Below are 17,632 nucleotides of genomic sequence, written 5' to 3'. Positions count from 1 at the left end.
AGGACCGCCCATGTCACCTCCCATCGAGCCCTCGCGCTTTCGAGAAGCCCTCGGGCACTACGCGTCCGGTATCACAGTGATTACCTCCCACGTTGACGGCGAGCCGATCGGCTTCACTTGCCAGTCGTTCTACAGCGTGTCGATGAGCCCGCCACTGGTGTCATTCAGCGTCATGTCCAATTCAGCCAGCTATCCGAGGATGCGCCAGGCCGGCCGGTTTGCCGTCAATATCCTGTCCGGCGAGCAGGTCAGGATTTCCAACCAGTTCGCTCGGCGAGGCACAGACAAGTGGCACGGCGTAGAGTGGCAGGCATCACCACTGGGCAATCCGCTCATTGCCGGCAGCCTGCACTGGCTGGATTGCGAAATTCACGCCGAACACGTCGCGGGGGATCACCTGATCGTGATCGGCGAAGTGAAAGCCATGAACCCGCCTGAAGCGACTGCTTCGCGGCCATTGCTGTACTTCAAAGGACAGTATCGCGACCTCGCCACGCACGATGCGTGTCGGCAAGAATGAGCCGCAAGGACCGTGGCCGGATCAAGTCTTCAAATCTCCCAGCGGATCGTAAGGTGGTTTGCGCTCGTCCTTGTCGGTATTTTTCTTATCCAACGGCGCGATAGCCGGGCCAATCGGGTCTACCTGCGGATCCGATACATCCGGTGAATCCGGATCAAACCCCAGTTCATCCTGAACACTGGAATGCTCGCCCGAAGCCGGGCCTTTCGATGTGTCACTCACGGCGTTCTCCTCATTTAAAGTGGGCGAGCCTTGTCATGGAGGCGTTCAAGGTCTTCCTCGACGCGCTCCACGTCGTCTTCCTGACGCTCCGCCGGGTCGTTGGGGCGCAACGCATCGTTGTCGCGCTCTTCCTCTCCGGGTGTGCGGTCAGGGTTCGGGGTACCGGGCGGTGGTTGCTTGTATTCGGGCATGATGGCTCACCTCAAAGGGTCTACATCAATTTAGAGAAACCGCCGTGCAGCATCGTTCAACTTGTTTGCCCAAGCGTGAGATGATGCCGGCCCCTTCTGGAGAAATGCCCCGGATGTTCGAGCTCAAACCCTGCGACCCTGTCACCTTCCGTCAACAGACCCGGCGCAGCACGCTGATCGTGGCCGTGTTGTTCGTCGCCCTGGCGATGCTGCTGTCGAGCCTGGCGGTGATGCTGTTTGGTGAGCCCGGCGGTGACAATTTCCGCTTCAATGTCGGCGGTGTGTTCGCCGGGGTGCTGATCACCATGGCCCTGATCCGTGGCCCGTTCTGGACCCAGGGGTGGCTCGCGCCGGCGGTGTATGGCTGGCAGCTCAAGCGCAGCCTGATGAGCGTGACCAATGTGATGCACAAGGTCATCGAGCGGGTGCAGGCCAATGACCCGGCGGCGATCAAGGTGCTGCGCTTCTACCACTTGGGCTTGACGCAGATGCATGAGCTGGAGGCCAACTCCAGCGCCCAGGTGCAGTTGGTGGCTGAGGTCGAGGCGCACAAGGCCAGGATGCAGGCGCTGGGGATCGACACCGAACAAACCCGTCTCGACCCCGCCTGGCTGGCAACCTTGAAAACCGCTTAAGCCAACTCGCCGATGCGCTGCTCGTCGGGCCAGAACAGCGCCGCCTGGCCGCACGGCTGGGCGGCGTCATCGAGCAAGGTCCATACCACCCCGGCATGAATCATGAATGGCTGGTTGTGCGCATCCACCCGCCAACCGCTGTAGCCCTCGGCGATGCCGTTGGCGGTGACTTGCTCCAGCAGCAGCTGGCGCGCATCGCGGTCGAGGGCCGAAGCGCTGAAGCGTGAGGGCATGCCGATAAAGCTCTCGCGCGGGTATTTGAAGCACTGCAGGGCGCATTCATTCACATACGTAAATCGCGGATCTGCGCCGCCGTCATGGGCCAGCAGGCTGTAAGGTGCGTCGCGGTGCAGCCAGGCCAGGCGCTGTTGTGCGTCCAGGTGTGCCGGGGCCGGCAGTCCCTGGCCGGTCCAGTGTCGATAGGCCTTGTCCAGCACGTCTACGAAGCTTTCTTGAGAGGACACGTACAACCTCACATCATCAGTTGGAATTTTTTGCCCGCCAGCAGAACACCGCGCTGACGGCGATGGCTGCACCGGCCAGGCCAAACACCCACGGCGCCGAGGCGATCGGCAGCAGCAGGCCGGCGAGCAAGGGGCCGAGGCCGGCGCCGATATCGCGCCACACGGCATTCGAGGCCAGGGCCGACACCCGCATCGACCCGGGATTGCGCTCCGCCACCAGGGTAGTCACCAGCGGCAGTTGCAGTGCGCGCAACACCAGTACCGCCGCCGCGCCGACAATCACCCAGTAACTGCCGAACGCCGTCAGGGCCAGGGCACTCAGGAACGAAAACAGCAACAGCATCGAGGTGGCGCCAAACCGCTGGGCCGCTCGACCGCCCAAAGGGCTCAGGAGCATTTCCGAGACATAACGCAACGCCATCAGGCCGCCGGCGATCAGCACCGCATCCCCGCCCAGCAGCTTCTGCGCCTGGATCGACAGGCCGAAGATAAACAACCCGTCCAGCGCCACGCCCTCGATAAACGACCACACTGCCACACTGTCCGGCCATTTGAAGCGTCGGCCCGGGGTGCTGTGCAAATCATGCCCGACCGTAGGCAAACCGCGCGCCATCCACAAGCCCACCAGGCAACACCCGGCCAGAATCAGAAAGATCGGACGCGGCCCGGCCCACAGCGTCAGCCAGCCGCCCAGGGGCAGCGCCAGCATCGGCCCCAGGGCGATCAACGCCCGTGAGCGCCCGGCGCGGCGTGCGGCGCCGGCAGGTTCCGACGTGGCCAGCACTTGGGTCGACAGGTTCAACGCTGCAAAGCACAAGCCCCACACCAGGCGCAGGCAGAGCAATGCGGCAAACCCGGACAACATTGAGTTGCCCACCGCACACAACGCTGCGGCGCCGGCGGCGATCATGCAGGTCAGGCGGTCGCCGTTGCGTGCGTAGAAATTGAGCACATGCCGGTAGCCGAAAATCCGCACCAGGCGGTTGGCGGCCAGCAACACCCCGGCCTGGGCCAGGGTGATGCCGAACGCCTGGGATTCCATGGGCAGCAACAGGTAGAGCAACACGTCACTGGGCAGGCATAACGCCAGGGTCAAAGCGGCGCGGCGGGAGTGGGTATCAGCGGTGCGGAGGGCCAGGCTGGACATAAATCTGAAACATCCCGAAATATTCAGGTCGCCACGGTAGCGTTAATCAGCCCTTTTTCCCATAGGGCAACAAACGCAGACCACTGGCCACGGCGCCCAACAGTGCAAACCCGCAGCCCAGCCACAGCGCATAATGCGGGCCGCTGCCCACGGACAGGTGGAAACACAACGCTACCAGCGATGCGCCCAGCGTCTGGCCCAACAGGCGTGAAATCGCCACGATGCCGCTCGCCCCGCCACTGCGCGCCAGCGGTGCGCTGGTCATCAACGCCTTGAGGTTGGGTGACTGGAAAAAACCGAACCCGGCCCCGCACAGCGCCATGCGCCAGCCGATATCAAATGCCGAGGCGCCACTGCCCAGGGTGGCCAACGCAGCCATCCCCACGCTGAGCATCAACAAGCCGATGCCGCACAGCACGCCCAGGGACACACGGTCCGCCAGACGCCCCGCAACCAGCGCCATCACCGCCACCACCGCCGGCCATGGCGTCATCAGGAAACCGGTTTCCACCTGGCTATGGCCGAGCACCGCCTGCAACAAAAACGGCAGCGACACAAAGGCCAGGCCCTGGGCGCTGAAGGCACACACGGCCGTCAAGGAAGACAAGGCAAACACCGGGCGCTTGAACAGGTCGAGCGCCAGCATCGGTGCCGGGTGCCCGGCCTGGTGCCGCAACAGCAGCACGCCACAGACCAGTGCCACCGCAATCACACCCAGCGTCAGCGCACCCTGGGCACCGTGCACCGCCGTGCCCAGGCCCAGCACCAGCAGGGCGAACAGCCCGGCGCACAGTACGGCGGCAAGACGGTCGAAGGCATGCCCGGTCATTGGCAGGGTCGGCAACGAGCGCACGCCCAACCCCAAGGCCAGTAACCCCAGCGGCACGTTGATCAGGTACAACCAATGCCAGGTCGCCACCGACAGAATCGCCGACGCAGCCGTCGGCCCAAGGGTAAAGGCCAACCCCACCACCAACGAGTTATAGCCCAGCCCGCGCCCGAGCATTTTTGACGGGTAGATATGCCGCAGCAACGCCGTGTTCACGCTCATGATCGCCGCCGCCCCAAGCCCCTGCGCCACTCGCGCGGCAGTCAGGGTGAGCAGCGAGCCGGCCAACCCGCAAAACAGCGACGACACAATAAACAGCAACAACCCGCCGAGGTACACCCGGCGATGCCCCAGCACATCGCTGAGCGAAGCAAACGGCAGCACCGTGGCGATGATCGCCAACTGGTAGGCATTGACCACCCAGATCACCGAAGCGGAATCGGTGCCGATCCCCTCGGCCAGGGTCGGCAACGCCGTGTTGACGATGGCCGTGTCCAGGGTCGCCATGCCGATCCCCAGGGAGATCGCGATCACGGCCGGCAGGCGTTTATCGAGGGGCAACCCATCGGCAACAGAAGACATGAACAATCCGCGCAGGTGACTAAGGCGGTTAGATTAATGGCAGCCGCGAATTTATTCAGTGGCCGATTGGCTAACTGTCCGTATTTTCATGTTCGCGCCTATTGAAAGAGACCTCCTACATTGTCCCGCTGCAATTTTTGCGAGGGTGACGCTCCTCTGCCCTTACGAGAAACTCACTGATGGACAACGATCGTGAAACCGCGCATTGCGATGCACGCCGGCATTTTCTGCGCCTGGCGGCCACCAGCGCCGGGGCTGTGCTTCTGGCAGGTCAGTTGCCAATCGCCTCGGCTCACACGGCCGACACGTCAACCAGCATTATCGACCCGCAGCAGGCGTTGGCGCGGTTGATGGAGGGTAACAGCCGCTACGCCGCCGACGTGACAAAGCGCCGCGACCTGATGGTGGAGCGCGAGGCCTTGGTGAGCGGCCAGCATCCGTTCGCGGCAGTACTCGCTTGCGCCGATTCGAGGATTGCCCCCGAATACATCTTCGATACCGGCCTGGGGGAACTGTTTTGCGTACGGGTAGCCGGCAACTTCGTGACGGAAAACGGCCTCGCCAGCCTCGAATACGCCGTCGTGATGCTGGGGACGCCATTGATCCTGGTGTTGGGGCATGACAGCTGCGGCGCCATTTCGGCCGGGGTCAAGGCCGTCAAGGATAACGTGACCTTCCCCGGTAAAATCCAGAGTCTGGCGGATGCGATCAAGCCTTCCGTGAACAAAATCCTGAAAGCGCCCGGCAACCTGCTCGACAACGCCATTGCGCAAAATGTCCGGGACACCGTGGCACGGCTCAAGGGCGAATCGACCGTGCTGGCCGATGCCCTTGCCCAAGGAAAACTCAGCATTGTCGGCGGCACTTACCGACTGCGCAGTGGCAAAGTGGAGTTCCTGGCGTGATCAGGTTCGCCAGTGCCCAGTCTTCGTCATCACCCCTACCGCCTCGGCAAAACCCGCCTGGGGCACTGTGTTGAGCGTGACCAGCCCCACGCAGCGTGTCGGTTTCAGGGTCGCCGTGTGCGTCGCCACGCGTGCGCCCTGTTCCACACCGGCCAGCACCGCCTCGGGGATATGCAGCGCGTTCATCAGTTCCAGCACATCCTGGCCGAGCGCCACGTCATCGGCCTCGCGCAGGTACGGTACGATCACCCGGAAACCCTGCGCCGCCAGCGGCCCGCTGACCGCCGCAAACACCTGCACATCCGCCGCCAGCAAGATGATCGCGCGGCCGTCCTCCGGCCCGAACTGCTCATAACGCACCTCCCCCTCATCCGTGCTCACCTGTTGCAGCGCAAACGCCGGGGCGGTGATCACCACCGTCGCCAGCAATAAAAAACCACGACGGTCAAACATCTCTCACCCCCACGATCAATTCACTGCCCAGCCAAGCGGCCAGGTATTCACCTGCCTGCATCACGCCCGCGTCCTCCCCCTGGCGTTGCACCAGGAACTCACACAACCCGGCGAAACTGCCGTCAGCCTGTACCTGCTGCACCGCCTGAAGTTCCAGCGCATCGACCTGACGCAGCCGCGAGGTGAATTGCCGCCGCCACACCAGCAAACCGCCCGCCTGTTCCAGCATCACCGCTTCCGGCGCGGACGTTTCCTGCCACAGCGCCGACCAGATAGCCTCGGCATTGGTGGTCAAGCCGTGGCAACGCAACGACGGTGTGAGCTGCAATACCGCCGTGTCCCAGTCCAGCTCGGCCAGCGCTTCCAGGGCCAGCGGTTGCGCGTCAGCGGCGACAAAGGCCTCATTCAGCGCCGACTCGATCCAGGCCAGCTCATGCACATCCGGATTCTGTGGAAACACATCCTTCAAGGTGGCGTGGAACCCCTCGGGGTACGCATCCAGGGTCCAGGCATGGGGCGGATGGTTGTCGATATGGGTAATGCTCGCGGCCAGAAACGCTTGCTCTCCAAGCCAACGGCGCAGGTTGGGGAACGCCTGTTCGAGGCAGCCCACCAACTGGGCGCGGTAGTTGTTCTGGTACACCGCCAAACCGACGTGATTGCTGCCCAGCAACTGCGCGGATTCATCTGACGCGTTCACCAGCCAGCGGCGAAAAGCCTGCTGAAGTTGCGCCAGGTTCATAGCGCCGCCCCCAACGTCCGGGCCATCGACAGTTCCTGAAGCAGCTCGGCGAGCGGCGGGATCTCATCATCACGCTCGATCATGGTCGCCACCGGCCCCAGCCGTTGCATGGCCCGTGCGTACAGTTCCCAGACGCCGGTGCACACCGGGCTGTCATGGCTGTCGATCAAGATGTCACGGCCCTGGCTGTGGCCGGCCAGGTGCACCTGGCGTACTCGCTCGGCGGGGATGCCGTCGAGAAACGCCAGGGCGTCGAAACCGTGATTGCTCGCACTGACAAACACATTGTTGACGTCCAGCAGCAGTTCACAGCCGGTGCGCCGGGCCATGGCCGTGATGAACTCCCACTCGGTCATGCAGGCCCCCTCGAACGCCAGGTAACTCGAGGGATTCTCGAACAGCATCGTACGGCCCAGCACGTCCTGGGCCTGGTGGATATTGGCGCAGACCCGGTCCAGCGCTTCGTCGGTATAGGGCACCGGCAACAAGTCATGGGCATTGAAACCGCCACTGCGCGACCAGCTCAGGTGGTCGGAGACAAACAGCGGTTCAATTTCATCCACCAGCGACTTGAGGCGCCGCAGGTAGTCGGTGTCCAGCCCTTCGGCGGTGCCGATGGACATGGACACGCCATGCAGTGCCACCGGGTAGCGCTCGCGCACCTGGCGCAGGATGTGCCGGGGCTGGCCGCCCGCGACCATGAAGTTTTCGGAGATCACTTCGACAAAATCCACGGGCACCGAAGTCTCCAGGAAGTCGCAGTAATGCTCCTTGCGCAGCCCCAGGCCGTAGCCTGAAAAGTGAGGGTTGGATGTCGACATGACGGATCTCCGCAACGAATAAGTGGCGAGCCCACACAGGGCCCGCCGGGTGGATTACTTCGGTTCGGTCAAGGTGCCACCGGCCTTGAGGCACTCGGACGGGGTCTTGACGATCACGCCTTCGCCCTTGCAGCTGTTGAGACCCTTGCAGTCGTTCTTGGCGGTGGCACACAGGCTGGTGCCTTTACAGGTATTGACGCCGTAGCAGCGCCCGGGTTTTTCCTGTTGGTCGGCAGCGCTGGCGGCGCTGGCGGCGCTGGCGAATGAGGCCGAGGCCATGGCGATAAGGGCGGCAGCGGCAGCGAGGCTCAGGCGGGATTTGAGTGCAGTGTTCATGGGTGTTTCTCCAGGGTTGGGGTGAATTACTTGATAACGGACGCAGCGTCTTCGATGACCTTCGCCACAGCCTCGGGCTGGGAGATGTACACCGAGTGGCTGGCCTTGATTTCGGTGACCTTGGAACCGGCACGCTTGTACATCCAGCGCTGCAGGTCGGGGCTCAGGGCACGGTCTTCGGTGGAGACCACCGCGTAGGTCGGCTTTTTGTGCCAGGCCGCGGCCCACACGGTGCCGCCGAACAGGGCAGTGGTCGCGGGCACCTGGGAGGCGGCCATGAAGTCGGTGCGGTTGGTGGTCAGGTCGGCGGCAAAGTCGGCGTTGAACCTGGCACGGTCGAAGAACAGGTGACCGTCGCGGCTCTGCTTGATGTCATCGCTGGGCGCCGGCATGGAGCCGATCAACTGGGCCATGTTCTCGCCCACTTCCGGTTGCAGCGCCGACACGTAGACCAGCGACTTGACCTTGTCGCGGTCGCCGGCAATCGAGATCACCCCGCCACCGGAACTGTGACCCACCAGCACCACCGGGCCGACTTGCTGCTCCAGCACTTCGCGCGCCTCGGCCACGTCGGCGGCCAAATTCTCGTGGCCCTGGTGCACCACCGTGACCTTGTAGCCCTTGTGAATCAGGATGTCGTGCACCACACGCCAGCCGGAGCCGTCGACAAACGAACCGGGCACGATCACCACGCTTTTACCGGTGCCGGGCTGCGGGGCATCCGCGGCCTGGGCCAGCATCGGAACGGTCAAGGCCATGGCAATGGCCAGGGAAGAAAGCATACGCATGGGAAATCTCCATCAAAGTTAAGAACGTTTGCCCAGCATCAGGCGGTCCAGCGACCAGGCCCCACCGCCATAAGCCAGCAGCGGCAACAACAGCCCCGCCCAGGTCAGGTGCACCGGCCAGGCATCGGGGTACACAAACACCTCGATCACCAGGGTCATGCCCAGTAGCGCGGCGGCGGCCGGACGGGTCAGCAGGCCCAGCACCAGCAACAGCGGAAACAGGTGCTCGGCGTAGGTCGCCAGGTGCGCCGCCCACTCCGGCGGAATCAGCGGCAAGGCGTACTCCGAGCGGAACAGCGTGTAGGTCGACGGCTTGAGTTCAATCAACCCGGTGACCTTGGTGCGTCCCGACAGAAAGAACACCGCCGCGATCGCCACCCGCGCCACCAGCAACAGCAGGGCTTCGGGCAGCAGGCGCTGGATCACGGTTGCTCCGTGAGGCTGCCGAAGCCTTTAGGGGTCTTGATCTGGGTGCAGGTGCCTTTGTCCACCAGCACCCAGGCATTGCCCTGGTAGTCGGTGGTGGCGGTGCCGGCACACGAGGTGCCTTTGCCGGCGGCGCAATCGTTGGCACCGGCGAGGGACACGCCAAAGCATTTTTCCTGGGGCTTGGGCTCGTCGGCGTGGGCCACGGCCGCGAAGGCGCTGAGGGACAGCGCAAGGGTTGCCGCGAGGGCTGCGTAAGGACGCTTCATAAGAGTCTCCTGGCTTGACTGAGGGTGGCCAGGGCGCTTGGGGTCGGTGACCGCCTGCGCCAGCTGGTGAGCAGAGTTAAAGCCAGGCGTGTATCCGCTCTGTGTCGCGAACGCGACAGAACGTCATGCAGGTGTATCAGGATGGTGCAGGGATACAGTTCGATACACAGTCAATAAAACAGTGCCAAAACCCCGGCGCTTTATTCGGCATCCCGAACGACACAATTAGAAATATTCGCCTTTCCGAACGAAGGCCCTCCCGTGTCGTCGACGACCGCAAAAATCACCATAAATTTCATGCGGTTGTTGTCATGTTTGTTACATGCCAACTGGCATACATTCTGCTTTATCAGTATTTCTAGTAATAAAATGTTTCAGCTCTGAGACAGTCTCATCCCCTGAAACAGGCTCCGTGACGTCACCATAAAAACCACCACGCCCCAAAGGAGGGCAGCCTTTAACACGGTTGATCGACATCATTTTTCCAAGACTGCTGCTGCACATCTGTACCCCAAAAAGGGCGAATGGCCTGATCGCCAATAACAAGCCTGACTATAAAAAGGACGATTTGATGAGCTCGAGCAAGAACCACGCAGTGTCCTTCCTGGACGCAGACCATCCCGCGCCGGCCGCCCCTGACAGCACCCTGGGCTTTGGCCCCTATCTATTACTGGCCAAGCAGCATGTGTTGTTGCGCAACGGCGTGCCGGTCACCCTGGGCAGTCGCGCGCTCTACCTGTTGATTGCCCTGGTGACCCGTGCGGGAGAATTGCTGGAGAAGGCCGAACTGATCGCCTTCGCCTGGCCCAAGGTGGTGGTGGAGGAATGCAACCTGCGCGCACAGATCGTCGCGCTGCGCCGCGCGCTGGGTGACGATGGCAACTGCAGTTATATCGTCACCGTGCCGGGCCGCGGCTATCGCTTTGTCGCCCCCGTCACCGTACAGGCGGCCAGTGAAGAGCACCTGCCCGCGCCCTATGTGCGTGTGGATGAGCCCAACCTGCCGACGCCGACGGCTGAGGTGATCGGCCGCGACGCCTTGATCGCCAGCCTGGCCGACCAGGTCATGAGCCAGCGCTTCGTCACCCTCACCGGCCCCGGCGGAATCGGCAAGACCACTGTGGCCATGGCGGTGGCGCAGCGTCTGGCCGGTGAACTCAATCTGGGCACGTGCTTCGTCGACCTGGCCCCCGCCACTGGCGGGCAATGGGTGGCCGGCATGCTCGCCAGCGCATTGGGTATCCAGACCGTCAGCGCAGACCCGCTGCACTGTGTGGTCGCCAGCCTGGCCAACCGTCGCTTGCTGCTGGTGCTCGACAATTGCGAACACGTACTGCCGGCCACCGCCGACGTGGTCGAAATCCTGCTGCGCAGCGCCCCGCAATGCTGTGTGCTTACCACCAGCCGCGAACCGCTGCGTGCACACGGCGAACGGGTGCATGACCTGGCACCGCTGGAGGTGCCCGACGCACACGCCCACCTCAGCGCCCAGCAAGCCCTGGCATGGTCCGGCGTGCGTCTGTTTGTGGAACGCGTACGCGCCCTCGACCCGGGTTTTGTGTTCACCGACGCCGACGTCGCGGCCGTCAGTGCGATCTGCCGCAAACTCGACAGCAACGCGCTGGCGATCGAAATCGCCGCCGCCCGCGTGCGCACCTTTGGCATCCAGGACCTGGTGGGCCTGCTCGACGGCAGCTTCCGCCTGCAAATGACTGGCCGGCGTACCGCCCTCGCCCGGCATCGTTCCCTGAGCGCGACCCTGGACTGGACCTACGCCATGCTCAGCGACGACGAACAGGCCATGCTGCGCCAGCTCGCGGTGTTCACTGGTTCCTTCACCCTGGAGGCCGTCAAGACGATGACCGCCAGCAGCCGCCTGGCCCCGCGCAACGCCCTGCCCTTGCTCGAAAGCCTGATGGACAAGTCGCTGCTGATCGCCAGCGAATCCACCGTGCCCAAGCACTACCGCCTGCTGGAAACCACCCGCGCCTACGCCCTGGAAAAACTCGACGAACAGGGCGAAACCCGTACCACTTGCCAGCGTCATGCGCGCTATGCGCTCGGCGTGCTGCAGGAAGCCGGGCGAACCCTGGATGGCTTGTCGCCAGGCACCTGGCTGGCCCTCTACGCTGCGCAGATCAATACCATCCGGGCGGCCCTCGACTGGGCCTACTCGCCCACCGGCGACCTGTCCCTGGGCATCGAATTGACCCTGGGCGGCGTGCCGTTGTGGCTGCGGGTGTCCTTGATCAGCGAGTGCCGCAGTTGGGTCGACAAAGGCCTGGCCAGCGACGCCCTCATCCCGCTGCCCTTGCGCCAGCGCATGTTGTTGCACACCGCCCTGGCCAGCGTGCTGATGCTCACCTACGGCACCGGCGGCCCGATGCGCGACGCCTGGCGCCAGGTATGCGAAGACGCCCGCGACCTCGGCGATGCCGAGCACAAATTGCGTGCCCTGTGGGGCCTGTGGACCGACCGCTGCGGCTGCAACCAGTACACTGAAGCCCTGGAACTGGCCGAGCGCTACATCGCGCTGAACAGCAGCGGCAGCCAACAATTGCTCGGCAAGCGCATGCGTGCCGTGGCGCTGTTCCATATGGGTGACCTGATGGGGGCACGGCAGAACATCGATGAAGCCCTGGGCTCGCCGTCGGCACCGCGTTCGCACATCATCGACCTGCAATTCGACCAACGCATCGCCGCCCGCTGCCTCAAGGCCAAGGTGCAGTTGCTTGAAGGCGATGTCGACCCGGCGCTGCGCCTGATCGGCAGTTGCGTCGACGAAGCCATCTCCCTCGAACACCCTGCGACCCTCTGGTACACCCTGTGCCTGGGTGCCATACCCCTGGCACTGCTGGCATCCAACCTGCCGAAAGTGCGCTATTACCTTGGCCTGCTGCAAGACAGCACCACCGGCCAGGACCTGCATATCTGGCGGCAATTTCGCCTGTGTTTCGAAAACATCCTGCTGATCCGCGAAGGCGCCCCGGAAACCGGCGTGCCGCAACTGGGCGAAGCCTTGCACCACTTGCAAGGCCAGGGCGACAGCCAGCTCTACAGCCTGCTGCGCTGTGAGTACGCCCTGGGCCTGGCGCGCCTGGGCCTGGAAAAACTCGCCCTGGAAGTGCTCGAAGACACCCTGCAATTGGCCCTCGGCCGCCATGAACGCTGGTTCGTGCCGCAAATGCTGCGGATCAAGGCGCAACTGATCCTGCGCCAGGCACACTACGGCTCGGTGGACAAGGCCACCGTGCTGCTGCGCCAGGCCTGGGTGGACGCGCAGTTGGCGGGCGCGCATTTTTGGCGGGCGCAGATCGCGACCGACCTGGCGCGGTTGCAGGAACCCAAGTTGCGCATCGCCTCGTTGCCGCGGCTCCAGCACCGGTAGTGATTGAACATGGGATGAATCGCACAAGCTTTTACAGCGGTGAAATGACCCTGTCAGGCAGACCAGGATAAGTACTCGCTCAAACCGTCGGAGTGGACCAACGACAACCACGATGTAGGAATTGATTGAACCCAGCAGTAAGAAATGGAACTGATGGAGGCGCTCTGGACACTCATGATCGGCTTCCGTCCCGGCTAATGAAGGACCCTACCTATGTTTCCATTTCTTGCTGCAATCATTCCCGCCTTGATTGGCGCTGGCAAAGCAATCGCTGTCGGTGCCGTCACCGGTGTGGCCACTGCCGGCGCCACCTACGGCACAGGTAAAGCGATTAAAGCCATAGCAGGTGACAAGACGGCTAAACCAGCACCCGACAAGGAACCAGCCGCCGCGCCCCCCAAAAAACCGCCGGTATCGCTTGAGCCGTCCTGGAAAGCCTTGAAAAACGAGGTCCCCGAACATCTGCGCCCCCCGGAAAAACCTGCCGTGAAAGAGGCGACCTCTGTCGATTCACCTGGACCCTCAGTCGATACCGCCCTCGAAAAGGCGCCAACAGTCGTAGGCGCAGCCAATCCGGTTGCGCCTGTCTTACCCGTTGTGGCGGCGGCCCCAACCTCTGGAGCCATGCGCGTCTGATCTGAAGTAAAGGCGATGACACCGTCTTTACTTCAGATCAGACGGGCTGCCACCAACCAGTCCGCTACTGCCTGGAATGCGGCATCAGGTACCGGGTCGCCAGCCACCGCCTTTTTTGCGATGTCCGCTGCCAGGGTTTTGTCCGGCGCATGGGGAATGCCCAGGTCATACGCCTCCTGCAGCATCAACAACGCATCCTCCGGCGAAGCCCGGCATACGATCACCGGCACCGGCGTTTCCCCGCGCACATAACGCACGCCAACCACCCAACCGTCGGTGGTGCCGATCATCAAGGACGCACGGCCCAAACCCAACTTGGTCGCCAGTGCCTGCATCTCGTTGCGCTGGCGGCGGCGTTCGCTTTTGATCAGCGGGTCGCCGTCGATGTCCTTGCGTTCGCGCTTGGTCTCGCTGCGGGTCATCTTCATGTCGCGGCCGAACAGCCAGCGTTGCATCATCACGTCCACCCCGCCCACCAGGATGAATGCGCACAGCACGGTAAACACCAGCGGCTTGAGCACCAGGAAGAATGTCGACTGCATGCACTCGGCACCGCAGCGCGACGACTCCATCAGCGCCTGCAATGCATGCTTGCCCACCACGTAGAACGCGATTGCCAGCACCTGCACCTTGATCAGGCCCTTGATGAACTCCACCAGGTTGCGCAGCGCAAAGATCTTCTTCATGCCCTCCGCCGGGTTGATGCGTTTGAACTCGGGTTTGATCGGGTCCGTGGAGAACACAAACCCGCGCATGGTGATGATATTGGTCAGGATCACCACGCCGGTGGTCACCGCCATCACCGGCAACGTGATGCCGATCACCAGTTGCTCGGCATGGTCGAGCACCCGTGGCCACACCGTGGCGAACGGTTCGACGTAGATCAGCGCGGTGAGGTCGATCAGCGCCGAGACCTGGGCCTTGGCCCGTGGCGCCAGAATGGAAATGCACAGCGTGCAAAACAGGATGACCATGCCCGACACCAGGTCCTGGCTCTTGGCAACCTGGCCCTTTTTGCGTGCGTCCTGGAGTTTCTTGTCCGTGGCTGGCTGGGATTTTTCTTCGCTGGTATCGGCCATGGGCTACTCCATGCCGGCCAGGGTCTTGAGCAGTTCGACCGTGCCGCGAAACTCCGCCAGTTGGTCGAGCATCAGCGGGATCAGGAAGCCGATGTAGACCACCATCAGGATCGTGAAAAACAGGTTTTTCACCGGCAGCGACAGGTCGAAGATATGCAGGTTCGGCGCCATGCGCGACAGGTAGGCGAGCATCAGGTCGGTCACCAGCAGTGCGATCAGCAACGGCGAGACCATCAGCACGCCGACGCGCATGATCTGGTCAAGGATCGACAACACCGCCAGCAGCGCCGAGCTGGCGAACACCGGCGTGAACGCGGTGACCGGCCAGAGCTGGTAGCTGTGGTAATAGCCGTCGACCATCAGGATGAACCCGCCGGACATGAAGAACAGCGTGATCAGCATCACCGTGAGCAGGGTCGCCATCACGCTGGATTCCCCGGACGACAGCGGGTCCACCAGTTGCGCCATGGTCGAGCCGCGTTGCAGGTCGATCAACTCCCCCGCCACCTCGGCGGCCCAGAATGGAATGCCGAACAGCAGGCCGATCAAAATACCGATCAGGAATTCCTTGATCAGCAACCCGGCGATAAACAGGCTGCCGTGCTCCGGCATCGATGTCAGCGCGTCGAACACCGGGAAGAACATCGGGATGGAAATCGCCACGGCCACACAGCCGCGAATCATGCCGGTGAGGCCCAGGCGGTTGAACGCCGGGGTGATCACCACCACGCCCATGGCACGGCAAGCGGCAAGCGACGCGGAGCTGATCACCGGGTAGGCGACTTCGAGGAATTGCGCGGTCAGGCTGGCATCCATGGGCGGTCAGCGCGTCCACATCGCAAAGTTGTCCAGCACCTGGCCGCCGAGTTCCGCCACCTGCCCGGCGAGTACCGGCCCCAGGAACACGATGGTCAGCAACACCGCGGCCAGCTTCACTACCTGCGGTAATGTCTGGTCCTGGATCTGCGTCAGCGCCTGGAACAGGCCCACGCTCAAGCCCACAAGAATCGCCACGCCCAGCGCCGGTGCGGAGAGCATCAGCACCGTCATCAGCGCCTGTTTCATCAATGACAGGAATACGTCCTGGCCCATGGGTCGTGCCTCAGCCGTAACTCAGAATCAAACCGTGCATCAAGCGCGACCAGCCGCTCAGGGACACGAATAAAAAAATCTTCAGCGGAATGGAGATCAGGTTCGGCGAGACCATCGACATGCCCATGGCCATCAGCACGTTGGACACCAGCAAGTCCACCACCAGGAACGGGATGTACAGCAGAAAGCCGATCTCGAAGGCGCGGGTCAGTTCCGAGCTGACGAACGCCGGGATCAGCACCACCAGGTCGTCGTCACGCAAATCGGCGCGTGCTTCAGGCGACCAGATGGTCTCGGTGGCCTGCACGAAAAAACCGCGCTCGGACTCATTGGCAAACCGCTTCAGGTGCGCTTGCAACGGTGGACGCAATGCATCGCCCAAATCCTTGAGTTGCTCCACATGCTCGATGTTGAGGTCGCGCCCCTCCACCTGCCGGTACATGTCGCCAATCAACGGCGTGGTCACGTACACCGACAGGATCAACGCGATGCCGTACAGCACCAGGTTCGGCGGCGTCTGTTGCACGCCAAGGGCGTTACGGATCAGGAACAGCACCACCGAGATCTTCATGAACCCGGTGAGTGTCACCACCGCCAGCGGGATCAGCCCGATCGTCGCAACGACCAGGATGATCTCGATCAGGTTCGGCTGATAACCGGTCATGGGGTGGCAAAACTCAGCAGGCGCACACCCAGGCCGTCACCGATTTTCACCAGTTGGCCCTGGCCGACGCGGCGGCCGTTGACCATCAGGTCGACGCTGTCCACGCCCGGCGTGTCGAGCTGCAACAGGCTGCCGGCGCCCAGTTCACGCAATTGCGCCAGGGTCAGTTCCAGGCTGCCCACCTGGCACACCAGTTTCAACGGCAGGGCATCCAGCGCAACGGCGGCATCAACATCAGTCATGGGGTTCTCCGGTTCCACAAAGGGGGCTTTCAAGGCTTCCTGCAGGCGCAGGACTTCGCCCTGGTATTGGCAGCGCGCCTGCAGGCGGCCATCGAGGTCGAGCAACAGGCCCGGGCCTTGTTCCAGCATCAGCACATCACCGGGGCGCAGGCTGCGCAGTTCACCGAGGGACAGCCACTGGCGCCCCGCCACCACCGCCAGGGTCTGGCGCAGGCCTGGCAAGGGGTCGGGTTCGACCTCGGCGTATTGCGCCAGCAATTGCGTGACCAGTACGGCGGCGCTTTCGGTCAGGTCCAACTGGGCGCTCATCGCGGGCTGGTTGCCGAAGGTCAACTCCAGCGCCAGCCGCAGGGCAAACACGCCCTGCTCATCACCGGCTTCGAGCACCTGCAGCGGGTGACCGAGCAACGGCTCCAGGCTTTCGATCAGGTCGAGCAGCGCCAGCTCCAGCAACAACGCGCGCGGCAGCGCAGGCAACGGCTGCACATCGAACGGCAGCGCCAGCGGCAGCATCAGTTGCTCCAGCGCCGCAGCGGGCAAACTCAGGCGCATCGCGGCACCGCCAAGCGACAGCGGCACATGACGCGGCGCGTCAAGGCGGCGCGCTGCGGCGGCCCAGCTCACGCGCAAGTCCTGCCCGCCGCAACGGCCCTGCCAGGGACGGCAGCGGCGGTGCAATTGGTTGTGCAGAGCCAGTAACGCCGGGTCGTGGTGGGTCAGCCACGGCGACAGCGGATCGGCAAGGGCTGGAATCATGTGCCGGCGCCTTCATCACGCAGCTCGCCCACCCGGCGCTCGGCGCTTTCACGCCCCTCAAGCAGGCTTTGCCAGGCCTCGGACTGTCGCTGGCGGCTCAGGCGCTCCTGACGGAACACATCGCGCTCGCGCTCCTGGCTTTGCAGCGTGGTGGACACGTGAGCCACATCGTTTTCCAGTTGCTGCTGGTCATCCGACAGGCCGCGCAGGCGATCCTGGGCGGCCTGCCAACTGGCGACCGACAGGCCTTCGGTCAGGGACGCATAAACCTGCCGCGCTTCTTCGGCAATCGCCTCACGGTGCAGGCGCAATTGCTCCTTGGCGTCGGTCAGCACACCGTGGGTCTGCTCGCAGCGTTGCTGCTGCGCGGCCAGTTGGCTGGCGGCCCGCTGTTCACGCAACACCCGCAGGGTTTGCAGGGTGCGTAGTTGTTGGGTTTTCATTG

24 protein-coding genes are annotated in these 17,632 nt (G+C 63.3%); 5 read left to right on the top strand and 19 right to left on the bottom strand.

What is annotated here, in order from left to right; translation table 11 throughout:
• The first annotated feature begins 10 nt into the window (after nucleotides 1–10).
• On the top strand, nucleotides 11–520 hold the full coding sequence (locus BM017_RS13495) for a flavin reductase family protein (protein WP_092245038.1): 510 nt from the start codon (nucleotides 11–13) through the stop codon (nucleotides 518–520).
• Nucleotides 521–541: 21 nt separating this feature from the next.
• On the opposite strand, the gene BM017_RS13490 is transcribed toward BM017_RS13495, so the two are convergent.
• A complete protein-coding gene (locus tag BM017_RS13490; protein ID WP_083351478.1) occupies nucleotides 542–742 on the bottom strand; it encodes a DUF6021 family protein in 201 nt (66 codons plus the stop codon).
• Nucleotides 743–756: 14 nt separating this feature from the next.
• Nucleotides 757–933 (bottom strand): hypothetical protein, encoded by a 177-nt coding sequence (locus BM017_RS29120; protein WP_170856076.1) that lies wholly within the window; start codon nucleotides 931–933, stop codon nucleotides 757–759.
• Nucleotides 934–1,046: 113 nt separating this feature from the next.
• Here BM017_RS29120 and BM017_RS13485 point away from each other — a divergent pair, with 113 nt between their 5' ends.
• The gene (locus tag BM017_RS13485) at nucleotides 1,047–1,568 is read left to right on the top strand and encodes a DUF3087 family protein (RefSeq protein ID WP_092245035.1); all 522 of its coding nucleotides are present in this window, start codon (nucleotides 1,047–1,049) and stop codon (nucleotides 1,566–1,568) included.
• On the opposite strand, the gene BM017_RS13480 is transcribed toward BM017_RS13485, so the two are convergent.
• From BM017_RS13480 to BM017_RS13470, 3 genes are read right to left on the bottom strand one after another with little or no spacing between them, the layout of a single operon-like run.
• The gene (locus BM017_RS13480; protein ID WP_256572974.1) at nucleotides 1,565–2,032 is read right to left on the bottom strand and encodes an MEKHLA domain-containing protein; all 468 of its coding nucleotides are present in this window, start codon (nucleotides 2,030–2,032) and stop codon (nucleotides 1,565–1,567) included. The two genes, BM017_RS13485 and BM017_RS13480, sit on opposite strands and share 4 nt — an antisense overlap.
• A gap of 16 nt (nucleotides 2,033–2,048) precedes the next feature.
• Nucleotides 2,049–3,179, bottom strand: a complete 1,131-nt coding sequence (locus BM017_RS13475; RefSeq protein ID WP_092245028.1) for an MFS transporter — start codon at nucleotides 3,177–3,179, stop codon at nucleotides 2,049–2,051.
• Between the two features lie 46 nt (nucleotides 3,180–3,225).
• The gene (locus tag BM017_RS13470; RefSeq protein WP_092245025.1) at nucleotides 3,226–4,590 is read right to left on the bottom strand and encodes an MFS transporter; all 1,365 of its coding nucleotides are present in this window, start codon (nucleotides 4,588–4,590) and stop codon (nucleotides 3,226–3,228) included.
• Nucleotides 4,591–4,769: 179 nt separating this feature from the next.
• Here BM017_RS13470 and BM017_RS13465 point away from each other — a divergent pair, with 179 nt between their 5' ends.
• Nucleotides 4,770–5,495 (top strand): carbonic anhydrase, encoded by a 726-nt coding sequence (locus BM017_RS13465; protein ID WP_092245022.1) that lies wholly within the window; start codon nucleotides 4,770–4,772, stop codon nucleotides 5,493–5,495.
• Here BM017_RS13465 and BM017_RS13460 read toward each other — a convergent pair whose 3' ends face one another.
• The 8 genes from BM017_RS13460 to BM017_RS29115 all read right to left on the bottom strand — a co-directional run bounded on the left by BM017_RS13460 (nucleotide 5,496) and on the right by BM017_RS29115 (nucleotide 9,807).
• Complete coding sequence (locus BM017_RS13460; RefSeq protein ID WP_092245019.1) at nucleotides 5,496–5,948, bottom strand: alpha/beta fold hydrolase; 453 nt, start codon at nucleotides 5,946–5,948, stop codon at nucleotides 5,496–5,498.
• Nucleotides 5,941–6,690: an HvfC/BufC N-terminal domain-containing protein gene (locus BM017_RS13455; RefSeq protein ID WP_092245016.1), complete on the bottom strand. Its 750-nt coding sequence runs from the start codon at nucleotides 6,688–6,690 to the stop codon at nucleotides 5,941–5,943. The genes BM017_RS13460 and BM017_RS13455 overlap by 8 nt, the downstream gene beginning before the upstream one ends.
• The gene (locus tag BM017_RS13450) at nucleotides 6,687–7,511 is read right to left on the bottom strand and encodes an MNIO family bufferin maturase (RefSeq protein WP_071491920.1); all 825 of its coding nucleotides are present in this window, start codon (nucleotides 7,509–7,511) and stop codon (nucleotides 6,687–6,689) included. The genes BM017_RS13455 and BM017_RS13450 overlap by 4 nt, the downstream gene beginning before the upstream one ends.
• A gap of 54 nt (nucleotides 7,512–7,565) precedes the next feature.
• Nucleotides 7,566–7,847: a BufA2 family periplasmic bufferin-type metallophore gene (locus BM017_RS13445; RefSeq protein WP_092245013.1), complete on the bottom strand. Its 282-nt coding sequence runs from the start codon at nucleotides 7,845–7,847 to the stop codon at nucleotides 7,566–7,568.
• 26 nt (nucleotides 7,848–7,873) lie between these two features.
• Nucleotides 7,874–8,635 carry an alpha/beta fold hydrolase gene (locus BM017_RS13440; protein ID WP_071491921.1) on the bottom strand — a complete coding sequence of 254 codons (762 nt, stop codon included), beginning with the start codon at nucleotides 8,633–8,635 and terminating at the stop codon, nucleotides 7,874–7,876.
• A gap of 18 nt (nucleotides 8,636–8,653) precedes the next feature.
• Complete coding sequence (locus BM017_RS13435) at nucleotides 8,654–9,061, bottom strand: DoxX family protein (protein ID WP_092245010.1); 408 nt, start codon at nucleotides 9,059–9,061, stop codon at nucleotides 8,654–8,656.
• Nucleotides 9,058–9,330 (bottom strand): BufA1 family periplasmic bufferin-type metallophore, encoded by a 273-nt coding sequence (locus BM017_RS13430; protein ID WP_049712652.1) that lies wholly within the window; start codon nucleotides 9,328–9,330, stop codon nucleotides 9,058–9,060. Before BM017_RS13430 ends, BM017_RS13435 begins: the two co-directional genes overlap by 4 nt.
• Nucleotides 9,331–9,648: 318 nt before the next feature.
• Nucleotides 9,649–9,807 (bottom strand): hypothetical protein, encoded by a 159-nt coding sequence (locus BM017_RS29115; protein WP_156682177.1) that lies wholly within the window; start codon nucleotides 9,805–9,807, stop codon nucleotides 9,649–9,651.
• Between the two features lie 94 nt (nucleotides 9,808–9,901).
• Between BM017_RS29115 and BM017_RS13420 the strand changes: the two genes are divergently transcribed.
• Complete coding sequence (locus BM017_RS13420; protein WP_092245527.1) at nucleotides 9,902–12,718, top strand: ATP-binding protein; 2,817 nt, start codon at nucleotides 9,902–9,904, stop codon at nucleotides 12,716–12,718.
• Between the two features lie 213 nt (nucleotides 12,719–12,931).
• The gene (locus BM017_RS13415) at nucleotides 12,932–13,354 is read left to right on the top strand and encodes a hypothetical protein (RefSeq protein WP_092245004.1); all 423 of its coding nucleotides are present in this window, start codon (nucleotides 12,932–12,934) and stop codon (nucleotides 13,352–13,354) included.
• Between the two features lie 32 nt (nucleotides 13,355–13,386).
• Here BM017_RS13415 and BM017_RS13410 read toward each other — a convergent pair whose 3' ends face one another.
• The 6 genes from BM017_RS13410 to BM017_RS13385 are packed head-to-tail and all read right to left on the bottom strand — an operon-like array spanning nucleotide 13,387 to nucleotide 17,630.
• Nucleotides 13,387–14,433: an EscU/YscU/HrcU family type III secretion system export apparatus switch protein gene (locus BM017_RS13410; protein ID WP_092245001.1), complete on the bottom strand. Its 1,047-nt coding sequence runs from the start codon at nucleotides 14,431–14,433 to the stop codon at nucleotides 13,387–13,389.
• Between the two features lie 3 nt (nucleotides 14,434–14,436).
• Nucleotides 14,437–15,249 carry a type III secretion system export apparatus subunit SctT gene (gene sctT, locus BM017_RS13405; RefSeq protein ID WP_071491925.1) on the bottom strand — a complete coding sequence of 271 codons (813 nt, stop codon included), beginning with the start codon at nucleotides 15,247–15,249 and terminating at the stop codon, nucleotides 14,437–14,439.
• A gap of 6 nt (nucleotides 15,250–15,255) precedes the next feature.
• Nucleotides 15,256–15,525 (bottom strand): EscS/YscS/HrcS family type III secretion system export apparatus protein, encoded by a 270-nt coding sequence (locus tag BM017_RS13400; RefSeq protein WP_092244998.1) that lies wholly within the window; start codon nucleotides 15,523–15,525, stop codon nucleotides 15,256–15,258.
• A gap of 10 nt (nucleotides 15,526–15,535) precedes the next feature.
• Nucleotides 15,536–16,189 (bottom strand): type III secretion system export apparatus subunit SctR, encoded by a 654-nt coding sequence (gene sctR / locus BM017_RS13395; protein ID WP_017137580.1) that lies wholly within the window; start codon nucleotides 16,187–16,189, stop codon nucleotides 15,536–15,538.
• Nucleotides 16,186–17,187 (bottom strand): type III secretion system cytoplasmic ring protein SctQ, encoded by a 1,002-nt coding sequence (gene sctQ, locus BM017_RS13390; protein ID WP_092244995.1) that lies wholly within the window; start codon nucleotides 17,185–17,187, stop codon nucleotides 16,186–16,188. The genes sctR and sctQ overlap by 4 nt, the downstream gene beginning before the upstream one ends.
• Entirely contained in the window at nucleotides 17,184–17,630 is a 447-nt protein-coding gene (locus BM017_RS13385; protein ID WP_092244992.1) for a hypothetical protein, read from the bottom strand. Before BM017_RS13385 ends, sctQ begins: the two co-directional genes overlap by 4 nt.
• Nucleotides 17,631–17,632 lie beyond the last annotated feature (2 nt).

Origin of the sequence: Pseudomonas sp. NFPP04 (assembly GCF_900113815.1) — a bacterium.
GTDB classification, from domain to species: domain Bacteria; phylum Pseudomonadota; class Gammaproteobacteria; order Pseudomonadales; family Pseudomonadaceae; genus Aquipseudomonas; species Aquipseudomonas extremorientalis.
The sequence above is the reverse complement of the archived record's forward strand: the minus strand, read 5'-3'. Positions and strand labels throughout refer to the sequence as shown.

Bases quoted from the DNA above. Each gene is read 5' to 3' on its own strand.
- BM017_RS13495 (WP_092245038.1), top strand. From the start codon at position 11: ATGTCACCTCCCATCGAGCCCTCGCGCTTTCGAGAAGCCCTCGGGCAC.
- BM017_RS29120 (WP_170856076.1), bottom strand. From the start codon at position 933: ATGCCCGAATACAAGCAACCACCGCCCGGTACCCCGAACCCTGACCGC.
- BM017_RS13485 (WP_092245035.1), top strand. From the start codon at position 1,047: ATGTTCGAGCTCAAACCCTGCGACCCTGTCACCTTCCGTCAACAGACC.
- BM017_RS13475 (WP_092245028.1), bottom strand. From the start codon at position 3,179: ATGTCCAGCCTGGCCCTCCGCACCGCTGATACCCACTCCCGCCGCGCC.
- BM017_RS13470 (WP_092245025.1), bottom strand. From the start codon at position 4,590: ATGTCTTCTGTTGCCGATGGGTTGCCCCTCGATAAACGCCTGCCGGCC.
- BM017_RS13465 (WP_092245022.1), top strand. From the start codon at position 4,770: ATGGACAACGATCGTGAAACCGCGCATTGCGATGCACGCCGGCATTTT.
- BM017_RS13460 (WP_092245019.1), bottom strand. From the start codon at position 5,948: ATGTTTGACCGTCGTGGTTTTTTATTGCTGGCGACGGTGGTGATCACC.
- BM017_RS13455 (WP_092245016.1), bottom strand. From the start codon at position 6,690: ATGAACCTGGCGCAACTTCAGCAGGCTTTTCGCCGCTGGCTGGTGAAC.
- BM017_RS13450 (WP_071491920.1), bottom strand. From the start codon at position 7,511: ATGTCGACATCCAACCCTCACTTTTCAGGCTACGGCCTGGGGCTGCGC.
- BM017_RS13445 (WP_092245013.1), bottom strand. From the start codon at position 7,847: ATGAACACTGCACTCAAATCCCGCCTGAGCCTCGCTGCCGCTGCCGCC.
- BM017_RS13440 (WP_071491921.1), bottom strand. From the start codon at position 8,635: ATGCGTATGCTTTCTTCCCTGGCCATTGCCATGGCCTTGACCGTTCCG.
- BM017_RS13430 (WP_049712652.1), bottom strand. From the start codon at position 9,330: ATGAAGCGTCCTTACGCAGCCCTCGCGGCAACCCTTGCGCTGTCCCTC.
- BM017_RS29115 (WP_156682177.1), bottom strand. From the start codon at position 9,807: ATGTCGATCAACCGTGTTAAAGGCTGCCCTCCTTTGGGGCGTGGTGGT.
- BM017_RS13420 (WP_092245527.1), top strand. From the start codon at position 9,902: ATGAGCTCGAGCAAGAACCACGCAGTGTCCTTCCTGGACGCAGACCAT.
- BM017_RS13415 (WP_092245004.1), top strand. From the start codon at position 12,932: ATGTTTCCATTTCTTGCTGCAATCATTCCCGCCTTGATTGGCGCTGGC.
- BM017_RS13410 (WP_092245001.1), bottom strand. From the start codon at position 14,433: ATGGCCGATACCAGCGAAGAAAAATCCCAGCCAGCCACGGACAAGAAA.
- sctT (WP_071491925.1), bottom strand. From the start codon at position 15,249: ATGGATGCCAGCCTGACCGCGCAATTCCTCGAAGTCGCCTACCCGGTG.
- BM017_RS13400 (WP_092244998.1), bottom strand. From the start codon at position 15,525: ATGGGCCAGGACGTATTCCTGTCATTGATGAAACAGGCGCTGATGACG.
- sctR (WP_017137580.1), bottom strand. From the start codon at position 16,189: ATGACCGGTTATCAGCCGAACCTGATCGAGATCATCCTGGTCGTTGCG.
- sctQ (WP_092244995.1), bottom strand. From the start codon at position 17,187: ATGATTCCAGCCCTTGCCGATCCGCTGTCGCCGTGGCTGACCCACCAC.
- BM017_RS13385 (WP_092244992.1), bottom strand. From the start codon at position 17,630: ATGAAAACCCAACAACTACGCACCCTGCAAACCCTGCGGGTGTTGCGT.